Raw genomic sequence first — 12,502 nt, 5'->3', positions numbered from 1 at the left:
GGCCTTTGAATCTAAGGACATCTTGCGCTATGACCTTCGATTGTGCAGCATTGGAGTGGGTTCAGGGTTAACATCTGCGGTGCCTCCTTGGGCGGCCTACACGTTGTTGCGGTGCCTTGTCCGCTGGCGTGTTGACCCAGATGTTAACCCTGAACCCACTCCAATGCTGCACAATCGAAGGTCATAGCGCAAGATGTCCTTAGATTCAAAGGCCGGGAAGGGGTGGGGATGGCAGTCAGCAGCAACCAGATCGCCACAGCAGCACGCCAACAGCCCGCCGCCCTCCGGCGCATCGAGCAACAAGCCGCCAACGCGGCCGGGCAACCCCTCGCCATGGCCATCGCCGCAGCCCAACGCGACGCCACCCGGCAGTGGGTCCACGCCACCGACCGGGGCGCACCCTCAATGACCGCCCTCGAACGCCTCATTGCCGCGATCAAGAAGGCGCTGGTTGAAGCGTTCCGCGGCGCGGGGGCGGAAGCCCGGGACGTGATCCGGCAGGCCGCGTACAACGCCGCGCACGTCAGCGCCCAGCAGGCATCCGCGCTCGCCGCCGCCATGCGCGCCCAGCCCACCCCTCACGTCCAGCCCACCATCGGCCCCGACGCCACAGCAGCAGCCGACGCCGTACCCGCAGCGGTTGAAGAGGAGCGCCAGCACGCCGTGGCCCTACTGACGGCGGCGAACCTGACCGCCCTCGGGCTCGCCGGGGTGACAGGGGTGTTCAACCGGGCCCGCCGCGCCGTCGGCCGCATCACACGGCATGCCGCCGTAGCGGTCACCAGCGCCGCCGCGCACGCCGTTGCCTCAGTAGCCGCCGCGATCGGGCCGACGATTCGCCAACTGTGGGTTGCCGAACCCGGCGCCTGCGACGCGTGCGCCGCCTACGCCGGGCGCAGCGTCCGGCCCGGCCAGAAGTTCCCGGGTGGCCTCACCCTCAACCCGGAACGGGCCCTGTTCCCAACCCCCATCGACGGCCCACCCCGGCATCCTCACTGCCGGTGCTGGCTGCTCCCCTACTCCCCCGACTGGCAGGTCGACGGCACCCCGCTGCCCGCCCTGCTACGCCAGTACGCCCGCCCAGGAGGTCGCAATGCCTGAGGGACACATGGGTCGCGACAAGTGGGACACCCTGCGCGCCCTGCACGCCGACGGGCTTGGGCGTAACGCCATCGCCCGGGAGATGGGCATCGCCCCCGCTGCCGTCTCCCGCACCGCCGCGCACCTCGGCCTCACGTTTGACCGGTCGAAGATCCAAGCCGCGACTGCGGCCCGCCTCGCCGACCTTGCCGAACGGCGCAGCATCCTCGCCGACAAGCTCACCAGCGACGCAGAACGACTACGGGCCCAGATGTGGGAACCCACGGTGGTCTTCGCCTTCGGCGGCAAGAACAACGTGTACACCGAAGAGCCCGTCAGTGAGCCGCCACCCGCCGACAAGCGCTCCATCATGGGCACCGCCGGCATGGCCATCGACAAGTCGCTCAAGCTCGCCCCCGCCGAAACCAGCGGCAGCGGCGCAGACGACGCCAAGTCCATGCTCGGAAAGCTCGCCGCAGGCATCGCCGAACTCGCCAACCAGGACAACGACGCCGACGGCGCCGAGGGTGACGCGTGATGGAAGCCGTGACCGAAAAGGCCTGCCGCCGGTGCGGTGAAATCAAGGCGTTGGACGCGTTCGCCCGGAAGGGAAAGTACCGCGCCGCCCGCTGCAAGGACTGCCTTCGAGAGTGGGCCGCCGGCTACCGGGAGACCAGCGGCGACCTGATAAACGCGAACGCACGCCAGGGCTACGCGACCGACCCAACACGGAAGAAGGCAACCAAGGCCGCCTACTATCAGCGCCACTCTGAAGCCATCCGAGCGCGCGCCAGGCAGAAGTACGTGGTCGGATATGCGGCCAACCCCGAACGGTGGCATGCCGCAAACGCCCGCCGGAAACAGCTCCTCGCCGTGGCCATGGACCCGTTCGACCGCGCCCTGTCGACGGGCTACCGGCGTGCGATACGGGCAGACGGCTGCACCTACTGCGGGCTTTACGTCGCAGGCGACATGCATGTGGACCACTTCTACGCCCTCGCTAAGGGCGGCACCGACCACTGGTGGAACCTGGTCCAGAGTTGCGGCTCGTGTAACCGCCACAAGCACGACAAGTGCGGCACCTGGCTGCGACTGCGCGGGGCGTGCACGTGAATGTTGCCGAGCTCGGGATGTCCCGGAAGCAGCTGGACTACGTCGCGAACAGCACAGCCCGCGTCAACATCGCCTCCGGGTCCATCCGTGCCGGCAAGACCATCTCGACCCTGCTGCGCTGGATCATGTACGTGGCCACGGCCCCTCTTGGCGGAGAACTCGCGGTCATCGCCAAGACGACGAATACTGCGGCATCCAACGTCTTCATCCCTCTGCAGGACCCCAGTCTGTTCGGTTCGCTTTCACAGCATGTGCATTACACGCGGGGCGCACCGACAGCGACCATCTTGGGTCGTCCGGTCCGGGTCATCGGGGCAAACGACAGCAGGGCCGAAGAGCGCCTAAGGGGTATGACCTGCGCAGGAGCCCTCGTCGATGAAGCGACTCTTGTGCCCCAGGAGTTTTGGACGCAGCTTCTGGGTCGCATGTCAGTACCTGGCAGCAAGCTCTTCGCCAGCACGAATCCAGGCTCGCCTGCCCACTGGCTGAAGCGGGACTTCATCGACCGCAGAGACGAGCTCGGCCACAGGTACTGGCACTTCACCCTCGACGACAACCCTTCCCTTAGCGCCGACTACGTGGCGGCGATCCGTGCTGAGTTTGTCGGTCTCTGGTTCCGTCGTTTTGTCCTCGGTGAATGGATCGCGGCCGAGGGCTCGGTCTTCGACATGTGGGACGAGGAACGCCACGTCACCGACACCCTCCCAGAGATCGCCAAGTGGATCAGCGTGGGCGTTGACTACGGCCAGACGAACCCGTTCCACGCGACGCTCCTGGGCCTCGGCCGGGACAGGCGCCTCTACATCGGATCGGAATGGCGCTACGACGGCCGGCAGCAGCGCCGCCAGTTGACGGACATCGAGTACTCGGAGCGCATGCGCGGGTGGCTCGGCAGCGTGCCGGGGATCGGTGCGGTGCGGCCTCAGTTCGTGACGGTCGACCCGTCTGCGGCGAGCTTCAGCGCTCAACTGCGCCGCGATCACTTGACTCCGACGCCGGCGAAGAACGATGTCCTCGATGGCATTCGCACTATGTCGAGCCTGCTGGCCGCCGGGAAGCTCCTCGTCCATTCGTCATGCAAGTCGCTGATCACGGAGATGCCCGGATACGCGTGGGACGACCGCGCCGCCGAGAAGGGCGAAGACCGCCCCATCAAGATCGCCGACCACGGCATCGACTCCGCCCGCTACGCCCTCTATACGACCCGTGCTCTGTGGCAGCGCCAGCTCGCCCTGTCTGCCTGACCGAAGGGACCTCTCATGCCGCTGCCCCTCCCCGGGAAGACACCGTGGCCGCCGCCCGCCCTGGAGATCCCGCACGCCGACATGGACATGTGGCGTGCCTGGTACTCCGGGAACACCGACCACCTGGCGGCCGTGTACGGCGGGCCGACGAACTATCGGGCGAACTCGACAGCCCGCCAATTTTTCGAAACGGATCAGCGGCGTGCAGCCGGCGGGGGCGAGCTCCGCATGTTCTGGGGGCAGGAGGCCACCCCGGGGCAGCAGTCCGCGAAGCTGCACATCCCGATCGGGGCGGACATCGCTGAGATGTCGGCGAACCTGCTGTGGGCTGACGTCCCGCAGGTGACGGTGGACGTCGACTCCACTGATGCGGTAACGGCGAAGTCGACGCAGGCGCAGATCGGCCGGTACCTCGACGACCGCGGGCACGCCAAGCTCCGCGAAGGGTCAGAGCTGGCGGCCGGGCTGTCCAACGTGTTCTTGCGGGTGGTGTGGGACACCGAGCTGCGGCCCCGGCCGTGGCTGGACGTGATCGCCCCGGATGCGGTGGTCCCGGAGTGGCGGTGGGGTGCCCTGGCCTCCGCTGTTGTGTGGCGGGAGCTGGACCCGCTGAAGGACGCGAACGAGGTGTGGCGGCTCCTGGAATGCCACACCCCGGGCACCATCGAGTACGGCGTGTACAAGGGCGACGTCAGCACACTGGGCGCCCGCATGGACCTCGTCGACCACCCGGACTCGGAGTACCTGGCGAAGCGCACCGACGCCGAAGGTAGGCAGGCGACGGGTATCCCCCGTCTGCTGATCACCCATCTGCCGAACGTGCTGCCGAACCGGGTGTGGGAGGGCATCCCCGGAACGGCTCCGCTGGGGCGCAGCGACTTCGCCGGGGTGGAGCCGATGATGGACGCCCTGGATGAGTCGTGGACGTCGTGGATGCGGGATCTGCGGCTGGGCAAGGCCAGGGTCGTTGTGCCGCAGTCGATGCTTGAAACCGCAGGGCCTGGGACTGGGGCAACGTTCGACCTGGACAAGGAGCTGATCGTCGCCCTGAGCGGTTTGCTCGGGTCGGAGACGATGAAGGACTCGATCACCGAGCTCCAGTTCAAGATCCGGGTCGAGGAGCATGAGCGGACGACCAAGGCGCTGCGCCTGCAGATCCTGTCGTCGGCCGGGTATTCGGCGCAGGGCTTCGGTGAGGCTGGGACGATGGCGGTGACGGCGACGGAGGTCGTGGCCCGCAAGGAAGAGTCGCTGACGACCCGGGGTACGAAGATTCTGTACCAGCGTCCGGCGCTGCTCGAAATCCTCACGACGATGATGATGGTCGACGTGAAGCACTGCGGGGCGAAGGACGTCGACCCGGCCGCGGAGCTGACTGCCTCCTGGCCGCAGGCTGTGCAGCCCGACCAGGAGGCCACGGCCCGGTCGCTGTCCCTCCTTGATGGGGCGGGGGCCATCTCCACGTACATGAAGGTGAAGATGCGCGAACCGTCGTGGGACGAGGCGGAAGTCGTGGCCGAGGTGCGGCGCATCCGCGAGGACCGGTCATCCGCGGTCTCGGCTGGCGACCCGTTCAACACCGCCGGCGGGCTCGACGAGCCGAACGACGACGAGGAGACCGACGACCAGCCGGAGGCCGGCGCGGACGAGGGCCAGGATGAGGAGTTGAAGGGCGGGGGCTCGCGCGGGCTGGCCGCTGCCTAGCGGCGGCGTGCGGCTCTGCGGCGCGGGAGTGTCTTGTACGGGGCGCGCCGCTGGTTGCGGTGCGACCAGTTACGGGCGAACTTCTGCTTCGTGGCGAATGCCCAGCTAACGCCACTGCGCCTTGGATGCGAATCTGTGCTGTCTGGCCACAGTGATGATCACCTCCCTGGGTGGGATCTCCTCAAGAGCCTGCCCCGGATCGCCCTCCGCTGCGCTCGTTCATCGACCGACACACGACAGCCCGCCCCAGGTGGCTCGGGGCGGGCTGTTCATGCTTGGCGGAGGATCTGGTAGCGCTGCTCGGCTTCGGCGCTGCGGTCGTTGAGCGATCCCTCGCCGTGCTGGTCGCAGTAGCGGGAGTCCTCTTCGCTGCCGGGATTGAGGGAGCAGTGCCCATGGGCATCGACTCGGGGGCAGCAGCCGCAGGTGGCTTCGCAGCAGTCGTCCTCGCCGTGCATGTCGCCAGGGTCGGGCGGCTCGCAGTCGGTGCAGCGGTCGCCGGTGCAGTACGGCCCGGCTGTCACGGCCCCTCCAGTACGTATCCGGTGCGGCGGGGTTTCCCGTCGCGGGTGGTGGCGGTGGCGTGGAGGCTGTGCAGCATGATCCGGTTGAGGAGCGCGCGGCCGTTGGCGGCTTCGACGGCGCGGGCGCTGGTTGCGCCGACGTCGACGATGCGGATTCGCCACCCTTTGTCGCTCAGCTTCAAGGACCGGTAGGTCTGTCCGGGCTGGATGGTCACGGCTGCTGCTCCTTGCTGGCGGGCGTGAAGCCGAGCTGCTCGGCTTGCTCGTGGGTGAGGAAGTAGCCGTGTCCCTTCGCGGTGACGCTGATCCCGTCAGGGCCGGTCGCGGTGATCTCGTAGTCGCGGGTGCGGTTCGCGACGAGGGTGGCGTTGGCGAAGTGGACGGTGTCGCCGACCTCGTAGGTCTGTCCGGGCTGGATCATCGCGGGGGCTCCTGGGTGGTGTTGGTGCAGCTAACGCAGAAGCGGTACCTGTGCGCCGCCCAGTGACCTGCGATCTGGGCCCGGCTGCGCAGGGTCATGTGTGGCTCGCGGAACTCGTCGCGGTCGGTGATCCGGCTGTGGGTGCGGATTGCGGGGTCGCAGCGGGCTTGCTGGTTGGGGCCGAACCGGTGCAGGTCGTGCATGTCTTCGGTGGTACCGGCCCACTCGCGGACGTCATCGTTGGTCGGCATGGCGATTTCCTTCGGTTGTGATCTACCGCTGTCGTTGGATGTTGAGGCAGTCGGTGCACCACGCCTCGTTCTCCTTCTCCGGCCGAATCGGCACGTCCTGCTTGGGCCCGGGTGCGACGATCCCCTCTTCCTCGCTGCATGCGATGGGGTGGAAGTCGCACTCGCCGGTACAGCGGTGTCCGGGTGCGGGCTTGTGCCAGATGGTCTGGTCGGGGGTTCGGCCATGGCCGGGGACGCGTTCCGAGACGGCGAGCATGCTGTCCTCCGTGTTGTGGGCCGCCGTACCGGGCGGGCGGCGGCAGGTTGGTCAGGTGGTGGCGGGTCGGGAGATGTACCGCAGCAGCGATACGGCTTGGGCGTGATCGCCGGCCTCGATGAGGTCGGCGGCCCGGCCTGCTTCGCGGCGGAGCTCCCGGTTTTCGGCGGCCCGATCGGCGAGTTCGGCGTGGTCGTCTTCGGTGTTCTCTCGCTTCAGTGCGGCCACAAGGTCTGCCGCCTGCTCGGGCGGCATGCCCTGTGCCAGGTGGTGGGTCACGTCCTGGTCCCAGCCGTAGCGTGCAGCCATCGGTCTACTCCTCGTCGTCGTTGTCGTAGATGGTGTCCCAGTACCGGTCGTCGGCCCGTGCGACTTCCCGGGCGGTGTCCTCCCACGGCGGCAACGGGGCCGGGGCGGGGGCGGCGGTCACGGGCGATCGTCCGGCCGCACTGGCGGGATGCCGCGCTCGGTCCGGAACTCGGCGATGCCTGCCTCGCAGCACACGGGCTCACCCTGGACGCTGTGCTCGTCCTGGCAGTTCGCCGGGTTGGCCGCCTCGTCGGCGGTCAGCACCTCCCAGCCGTAGCCGCAGTGCGAGCACGTGTGGGTCTCGGTGCACGTGACCGTGGCGTCCTCGACCTGCGGGCGGCGCCGCAACTCGTCGGCGATCTCGTCGCAGCGGCGGCGGTAGTCGCCCTCGATGTCGCGGCTGATCATGCGGTCGCTCACGGACATGCCGGCCGACAGCTTCCCGAGACGGCGCGGCAGCACGGCGACCGTGATGGTCTGCGTCGGCGGGGCGATGAACTCGGCGAGGTCGTCCAGGCCGGTCAGCCCGAGGTCTGCGGGGCGGCGCGGCTTGATGGTGACCATCACGCGCCACTCGTCGCGGTACGTCTTCTTCACAGCGCACCACCCAGCGCGATCACGGTCGGGCACGGCCACGTCATGTCGTCGGCCTGGCAGTGCTCCGAGTCCGGGTGCTTGCGGTGCATGGCACGGGCGGTACCCGTTGCGGACTCCAGCTCGGCGACGCGGGCTTCGGCGGTGTTGCGGTGCCGTCGAAGGGCCCGGATCACGCCCTCGTTCTCAGCCTGCTCGGCGCGTCGATCGACCTCGGCCAGGAGGGAAGTCCAGTCCGTGATGTCGGTCCAGGCGCCACCCCTCCAGTCCTCGTAGGTACGGGGGTTGGGCGTCCAGATCCACAGACCGTCGGCGGTGCGGAGCCTCCCGTGCTGCCCGTGTGCCACCTTCTGGCCCGTCTCCGCCTCAGTGGTCACGGACTCGCAGAGGAAGCGGAAGCGCTCGCGACCTTCGGGCCACCCCACACGAGCGGCGTACAGGTGGCCGGGCTGGAAGAACGCCAGGCGGTCCGGGGTGATCGGGGTGTCGGTCATGGTTACGCCTCCGTGGTGGTGGGTGGGTGGGTGGTTCAGGTGCCGAGTTCGAGAGCGGTGACGACGGGGTGCGGTTTGAGGGAGATCCAGTCGCACCCGCCCTCGATGTGGATGGCCCCGTCGTCGTCCTGGCGGACGTCGTCGATCGCGAACGGAAGCTCCTGAGCGGCGGCGGTGAGAGCGCCGCGGGCGAGATCGCGGTCGAGGTAGACCCCGCGGATGGTCCCTCCCTCGTACATCTCGCCCTTGGAGAGGATCCAGACGACCGGTCCTGATGCGGTCGGCGTGATGAGGTCAGGCAGGTTCACGAGTTTCTCCTTGAGGTCAGGCAGTAGGGCGGGGCTGTTCGGTACGGGCGATGCGCCACGCGTTGCGGCGCGCGGAGGCGGTGAACCGGGCCTGGCCGTAGAGGCGGAGGCGGCGTTCGGCGAGCAGGGCACGGATGGCGGCCAGCTGCTCCGGGGACGGGGCGGGGGTCGGCATCAGTCGTCGTCCTCGACGTAGGTGTTGCTGTCCTGGTCGCGGGCGTCCTTGTCCCAGTAGCCCGTGACGTGGATGTCGCCCTCGGTGTAGGCGGCGATCCCGTACAGGCCCCGCTCGGGGTCGTTGTGGTGGGCGACGATCTGGTACGGCCACGAACCGAGCGGACGCCCGTCGGGGGTGGCCGGCACGGGAAACCAGCCGGAGCCACGCAGCAGCACCATCCAGTCGTAGCCGTCGTCTTCCAGCTCCGGGCGGGGCACGGGCGGCAGCAGGTCCGTTGTGACGGCCTCGACTGCGGCCAGGATTCGCGGGTCAGTCATCTGCCTACTCCTGTCGATCTGGCGGGCCGCGGCCCGGGTGGTGCGCCAGGGGGATGGGGAGACCGGGAGGGTGGTCAGTACGTGTCGGCCTGCACCGCCATGGCTTCTACGGCCATTCGGTCGGCGATAGCTCGCACTTCGGAGATGGAGTGTCCGCGCTCAGAACCGAGGGCCTTCACGACTTCGTCCATGAGGAGGTTGGCCGCCCCGCGCTCCGATCGGTGGGTACGAAGCGGCTTGATCTCGTACCGGCCAGTCACGTGGTTCCGCCGCATCAGAGGGCCGTAGCAGGCCCGCATGATGAGGTGGTAGTCGGTGCGCTGCTGACCGCGCCGGTAGATCGTCAGCGTGCTCAGGTCCATGAGCGTCGCCATGTCGTGCAAAGCCTTGATGGTGGGGCCGAGGCTCCCGTTGCGCCCGAGGCGGTCGCGGCGCTGACGGATCAGGCGGTCACGAAGCTCAGCGCTGTTGAAGTTGGTCTATGCGCACCTCGCGAAGTCGCCGGCGACGAGGTGCTTCGTGGCCTTGTACGTCCGGAGTGCGGTGTAGAGCGCCGGGTCGGTGGGCTCGAAGACGTTGACGTGGATGTAGCGGCCGGTCGTGCGGTGCTGGGCCCAGACGCGGAGCGGGTTGGTGCCGAGGTGGGCGGCCCGGTACGCCTTCGCCGCGTGCCGGCCGTACCACGAGCACTGGCCGTCGGGGAGGTCTGCGCCGAGCCGTTCCAGCAGGTCCCCGGTCCGGATGAGGGTGCCTGCGTCGACGGCGACGGCAATGTCGCCGGAGAGGCACCGGTAGCCGAGCGGCTTCGTCGTGGTGCGGGCCGCGCGGTGGGTGCGGGCGATGTGGCGGCTGGCGTTCATGGGCTCCCCCTCGGGTGGCGCTGTGCTGCTTGGTGATGTCTACACAGTATGCCTACCGAGTAGCCAATGTCAACGGAGTAGGCATTCCCCATAGGCAAAGCCTGATGGCATACTGAGTCCATGAATAATCCGCCGAGCGACGAAGAGAAGATCGAGGAGATTCGCATGCGCACCCAGCGCATGGCCGACGACAAGGCCCGCATCTTCGAGCTGATCCCGCAGGTCTTCCCCGAGAACCGGGACGAGCCCAAGGTGCGCGGGCGACTGACCGAAGTCGTCGAGGCGTCCGGCTTCACCCGCGAATACGTCGCCCGCATCAGAGATGGGAAGGTGAAGCCCTCATGAGCCGCTGGGGAGACCTGATTCCGCACCGAGAGGACGACGACGGCTGCCTGTGCGGATGCCAAGACGAGGAGCCCAGCGCCCCGTTCGTAGCGCACTACTGGCGACACCACACCCGACAGCAGGAGGAGTGCGACTCGCTGGAAGAAGCCGTTCAGTTCCTCGCGGCCGGCTGGGCTGATAGCAATCTGAGCCAGGAGGCAATTGACGCCCCGGACGGCAGCGTCGCACTGGCGGGCCAGGACCTGCTGGATGCGATCAGCGCGGAGCTAGAGCGTCAGAACGAGATCGCGCGCGCCGCCGACCAGCCCGGGAGCCCCGCATGACCACCGACCTGGTGCAGTTCATCCGCGCCCGCCTCGACGAAGACGAGCAGACGGCACAAGACGCCACGGGCTCTGAGTGGGGTGACGTTGATCCCCAGCAGCCCTACGTGATCTGGGACGTGAAGGCCCGCCAGAAGAACCGCACGCTGATGGACGTAGGCAGACTGGCCTCCGTAGTCAGCCCTGAGAACCGCGCCCACATCGCCCGCCATGACCCGGCCCGCGTCCTCCGCGAAGTCGCGGCGAAGCGGCTCATGCTGGACGAGGCACTGGCCAGCCGTCACCACGTCAGCTCTGACCAGTACGAGACCCGCCCGAGCGCCACAGAGGCCGGCCGCGAACCCACCTGCTGGGACAGTTGCGGCCGGGACGCCCGGGTGCACCGCACCCTCGAACTCCTGGCTATGCCTTACGTCGACCACCCCGACTACATGCAGGCCCTGCTCGCCACCCAGGCATAGTTCCGCCGATCCACCCCGCCACGCCGCCCTGACCCGTCAGACTGCCTTCATGGGCGCGAGGTACACGGTGCACGGCACGACCCAGCAGGAATGCCAGGAGGCACTGGATGCGCTGTGCCGGCTGATGGGTGCAGTCCCGACAACCGTGCCGATCGACCCGGCCGGGCGTGGATGGATCGCACGCGCCGTAGCAACGACAGAAGCCCCGGACCAGGTGGTCCGGGGCTCAGTCATGCAGTAGGTGCGGTGGTGCAGGCAGCCGTCCTACGATCGCTGCGCCGCGGCAAGGCAAGTGCGGCACAGGGTCTTGCCTTCGGCCTCCGCCTTTTCGATCGGCTTCGCCAGGGGTTGGTAGATGGGAACGGCCTGGGCGGTGTTGCCTTGCTGCCCGCTCTCGATTGCGCTGCAGTTGTCGTAGATGTGGTACCGGTCCCCGTGGAGCGGTACGTAGACGTCGGTCATTGGCGCTCCATCTGTGGCGGGTCGCGATCGTACAGCGCCGGTTGCTGCCCCAGGCGTGGTGTCGGCTCGGCGCCCAGCTGGTGCGTCAGTCGTCGTCGTCCTCACCAAGGCTCACGGTGACGACTTTGATCTTTCCTGAAGTGCTGAGCTCGGCGTAGATATTGCGGTCACCGTCCGCCCCGCCCGCCCTGGCCTTCTCGACGAAGTCGGCGAGCTCGTCGAGGGTCATGTCTTTGTCTTCGCCGGTGAACCTGAGGCTGAGTCCCATGAGGCCATCCTGACCGTCGAGCTGACTCCACGTGAGGTGTTCGCCACAGATTCGTTCGCGGCTACGGCATTGGCCCCCGACCTGGTGGTCGAGGGCCAGCCGATCTCGTAGTGGGCGTAGCCCACCTGGTCTCACCTTGGGTTGCCTGTTCGTTGGAGCCGGTCCTTGAATCGTGGGCTACGGCGGCCCCATCGCTCGCTCCGGTTGACTGGCGCGCCGGTAAAGTCGCCGCCGGCCAGCTGCCGTCCGATGCGGGTTTCGAGGCAGCCGATGCACAGGTGCCCGCCTCGCTCACAGGTGCTGGCCTGGGCCCACACCTGGTCGTGAACCATGTACCACTCGGCGAGTTCTTGCAGGTCGGCCCGGCAGTCCTGGCAGCGGATGTGCTTGGCGAGGCGGAGGGTGAGGCGGCCGGTGGCGGACCGCCGCACCCATCCGGGCAGGGTGGGCGGGGCGGCCAGGTCGGCGGTCACTCGAATGTGCCGCGGGTCGATGCGATGACGCCGATCGTCTTGCTCTCGATGCTGCGCTGGTCGTGGGTGATGGTGACCGGTCCGTTGTAGTGCTGGTGGATGGTGGGGGGCCCGGTTTCGTCGGCGGCCTTGATGTGGGCGATGAGCCGGCCGACAGCCAGGGCGAGTACGACGGGGCTGCCGCACATGATCCCCAACGTCAGCGGGTCGACCTGGCCGACGAGCCAGAGGGCGCCACCGACCGGCAGGGATGCGACGGCGATGGCCTTCATGACGCCGCTGGCGTCGACCGCCCACTGCGACATCGGCGGCTGGCCAGGCTGGGGTACCGGCGGGGCGGTGCCGATACGCGCCCCCTCCTCCCATGACGGCACGTCGGGGTCCTGGATCCGAACCGCCGTCCGCTTCTCCATGTACGCCTCGTCGACCGCGGCGGCGATCTGGAGGGCCTGCTTCATGACGGGGTCGGGCTGCCCGAGCAGCAGCCCACCCGCCCCGGGCAGGTCCATGGATGTGG

At 68.2% G+C, this 12,502-nt stretch carries 24 protein-coding genes; 8 read left to right on the top strand and 16 right to left on the bottom strand.

The annotated features are described in order from the left end of the window. The first annotated feature begins 228 nt into the window (after positions 1 to 228). The 5 genes from EAO72_RS40885 to EAO72_RS40865 are packed head-to-tail and all read left to right on the top strand — an operon-like array spanning position 229 to position 5,141. Complete coding sequence (locus EAO72_RS40885) at positions 229 to 1,101, top strand: hypothetical protein (RefSeq protein ID WP_148022453.1); 873 nt, start codon at positions 229 to 231, stop codon at positions 1,099 to 1,101. Further along, positions 1,094 to 1,618, top strand: a complete 525-nt coding sequence (locus EAO72_RS40880; protein ID WP_148022452.1) for a hypothetical protein — start codon at positions 1,094 to 1,096, stop codon at positions 1,616 to 1,618. Before EAO72_RS40885 ends, EAO72_RS40880 begins: the two co-directional genes overlap by 8 nt. After that, positions 1,618 to 2,193, top strand: coding sequence for an HNH endonuclease (locus EAO72_RS40875; RefSeq protein ID WP_148022451.1), 576 nt, complete (start codon positions 1,618 to 1,620; stop codon positions 2,191 to 2,193). Before EAO72_RS40880 ends, EAO72_RS40875 begins: the two co-directional genes overlap by 1 nt. After that, positions 2,190 to 3,437: a PBSX family phage terminase large subunit gene (locus tag EAO72_RS40870; protein ID WP_261991871.1), complete on the top strand. Its 1,248-nt coding sequence runs from the start codon at positions 2,190 to 2,192 to the stop codon at positions 3,435 to 3,437. The genes EAO72_RS40875 and EAO72_RS40870 overlap by 4 nt, the downstream gene beginning before the upstream one ends. Positions 3,438 to 3,452: 15 nt before the next feature. Continuing rightward, complete coding sequence (locus tag EAO72_RS40865) at positions 3,453 to 5,141, top strand: hypothetical protein (protein WP_148022450.1); 1,689 nt, start codon at positions 3,453 to 3,455, stop codon at positions 5,139 to 5,141. Positions 5,142 to 5,410: 269 nt separating this feature from the next. Here the strand turns inward: EAO72_RS40865 and EAO72_RS40860 are convergent, their stop codons facing one another. The 13 genes from EAO72_RS40860 to EAO72_RS40805 form a co-directional block, all read right to left on the bottom strand. Further along, positions 5,411 to 5,665, bottom strand: a complete 255-nt coding sequence (locus EAO72_RS40860) for a hypothetical protein (protein ID WP_148022449.1) — start codon at positions 5,663 to 5,665, stop codon at positions 5,411 to 5,413. Next, the gene (locus EAO72_RS40855) at positions 5,662 to 5,880 is read right to left on the bottom strand and encodes a hypothetical protein (protein ID WP_148022448.1); all 219 of its coding nucleotides are present in this window, start codon (positions 5,878 to 5,880) and stop codon (positions 5,662 to 5,664) included. Before EAO72_RS40855 ends, EAO72_RS40860 begins: the two co-directional genes overlap by 4 nt. After that, positions 5,877 to 6,086 (bottom strand): hypothetical protein, encoded by a 210-nt coding sequence (locus tag EAO72_RS40850; RefSeq protein WP_148022447.1) that lies wholly within the window; start codon positions 6,084 to 6,086, stop codon positions 5,877 to 5,879. Before EAO72_RS40850 ends, EAO72_RS40855 begins: the two co-directional genes overlap by 4 nt. Continuing rightward, the gene (locus tag EAO72_RS40845) at positions 6,083 to 6,337 is read right to left on the bottom strand and encodes a hypothetical protein (RefSeq protein ID WP_148022446.1); all 255 of its coding nucleotides are present in this window, start codon (positions 6,335 to 6,337) and stop codon (positions 6,083 to 6,085) included. Before EAO72_RS40845 ends, EAO72_RS40850 begins: the two co-directional genes overlap by 4 nt. 22 nt (positions 6,338 to 6,359) lie before the next feature. Continuing rightward, positions 6,360 to 6,593: a hypothetical protein gene (locus tag EAO72_RS40840; RefSeq protein WP_148022445.1), complete on the bottom strand. Its 234-nt coding sequence runs from the start codon at positions 6,591 to 6,593 to the stop codon at positions 6,360 to 6,362. Positions 6,594 to 6,644: 51 nt separating this feature from the next. Further along, the gene (locus EAO72_RS40835) at positions 6,645 to 6,902 is read right to left on the bottom strand and encodes a hypothetical protein (RefSeq protein WP_148022444.1); all 258 of its coding nucleotides are present in this window, start codon (positions 6,900 to 6,902) and stop codon (positions 6,645 to 6,647) included. Positions 6,903 to 7,019: 117 nt separating this feature from the next. After that, a complete protein-coding gene (locus tag EAO72_RS40830; protein ID WP_148022443.1) occupies positions 7,020 to 7,499 on the bottom strand; it encodes a hypothetical protein in 480 nt (159 codons plus the stop codon). After that, on the bottom strand, positions 7,496 to 7,990 hold the full coding sequence (locus EAO72_RS40825) for a hypothetical protein (RefSeq protein WP_148022442.1): 495 nt from the start codon (positions 7,988 to 7,990) through the stop codon (positions 7,496 to 7,498). Before EAO72_RS40825 ends, EAO72_RS40830 begins: the two co-directional genes overlap by 4 nt. Positions 7,991 to 8,025: 35 nt before the next feature. Continuing rightward, positions 8,026 to 8,298, bottom strand: a complete 273-nt coding sequence (locus tag EAO72_RS40820) for a hypothetical protein (RefSeq protein ID WP_148022441.1) — start codon at positions 8,296 to 8,298, stop codon at positions 8,026 to 8,028. 16 nt (positions 8,299 to 8,314) lie between these two features. Continuing rightward, a complete protein-coding gene (locus tag EAO72_RS42385; RefSeq protein WP_187285451.1) occupies positions 8,315 to 8,473 on the bottom strand; it encodes a hypothetical protein in 159 nt (52 codons plus the stop codon). Next, positions 8,473 to 8,793, bottom strand: a complete 321-nt coding sequence (locus EAO72_RS40815) for a hypothetical protein (protein ID WP_148022440.1) — start codon at positions 8,791 to 8,793, stop codon at positions 8,473 to 8,475. The genes EAO72_RS42385 and EAO72_RS40815 overlap by 1 nt, the downstream gene beginning before the upstream one ends. Before the next feature lie 74 nt (positions 8,794 to 8,867). Then, positions 8,868 to 9,167, bottom strand: a complete 300-nt coding sequence (locus tag EAO72_RS40810; RefSeq protein WP_148022439.1) for a hypothetical protein — start codon at positions 9,165 to 9,167, stop codon at positions 8,868 to 8,870. 105 nt (positions 9,168 to 9,272) lie between these two features. Beyond that, on the bottom strand, positions 9,273 to 9,653 hold the full coding sequence (locus tag EAO72_RS40805) for a hypothetical protein (RefSeq protein ID WP_148022438.1): 381 nt from the start codon (positions 9,651 to 9,653) through the stop codon (positions 9,273 to 9,275). Positions 9,654 to 9,773: 120 nt separating this feature from the next. On the opposite strand from EAO72_RS40805, the gene EAO72_RS40800 reads away from it, so the two are divergent. From EAO72_RS40800 to EAO72_RS40790, 3 genes are read left to right on the top strand one after another with little or no spacing between them, the layout of a single operon-like run. Then, positions 9,774 to 9,998: a hypothetical protein gene (locus tag EAO72_RS40800; RefSeq protein ID WP_148022437.1), complete on the top strand. Its 225-nt coding sequence runs from the start codon at positions 9,774 to 9,776 to the stop codon at positions 9,996 to 9,998. Beyond that, on the top strand, positions 9,995 to 10,321 hold the full coding sequence (locus tag EAO72_RS42380; protein WP_187285450.1) for a hypothetical protein: 327 nt from the start codon (positions 9,995 to 9,997) through the stop codon (positions 10,319 to 10,321). Before EAO72_RS40800 ends, EAO72_RS42380 begins: the two co-directional genes overlap by 4 nt. Then, positions 10,318 to 10,782: a DUF6221 family protein gene (locus EAO72_RS40790; RefSeq protein WP_148022436.1), complete on the top strand. Its 465-nt coding sequence runs from the start codon at positions 10,318 to 10,320 to the stop codon at positions 10,780 to 10,782. Before EAO72_RS42380 ends, EAO72_RS40790 begins: the two co-directional genes overlap by 4 nt. Positions 10,783 to 11,046: 264 nt before the next feature. Here EAO72_RS40790 and EAO72_RS40785 read toward each other — a convergent pair whose 3' ends face one another. The 3 genes from EAO72_RS40785 to EAO72_RS40770 form a co-directional block, all read right to left on the bottom strand. Then, positions 11,047 to 11,244, bottom strand: coding sequence for a hypothetical protein (locus EAO72_RS40785; RefSeq protein ID WP_148022435.1), 198 nt, complete (start codon positions 11,242 to 11,244; stop codon positions 11,047 to 11,049). A gap of 85 nt (positions 11,245 to 11,329) precedes the next feature. Further along, positions 11,330 to 11,512: a hypothetical protein gene (locus EAO72_RS40780; protein ID WP_148022434.1), complete on the bottom strand. Its 183-nt coding sequence runs from the start codon at positions 11,510 to 11,512 to the stop codon at positions 11,330 to 11,332. Between the two features lie 469 nt (positions 11,513 to 11,981). Continuing rightward, on the bottom strand, positions 11,982 to 12,502 hold a 521-nt coding region (locus EAO72_RS40770), incomplete at its 5' end, for a hypothetical protein (RefSeq protein WP_315986336.1).

This window comes from Streptomyces sp. OR43, assembly GCF_008042275.1.
Classification (GTDB): Bacteria; Actinomycetota; Actinomycetes; order Streptomycetales; family Streptomycetaceae; genus Streptomyces.
The sequence above is the reverse complement of the archived record's forward strand: the minus strand, read 5'-3'. Positions and strand labels throughout refer to the sequence as shown.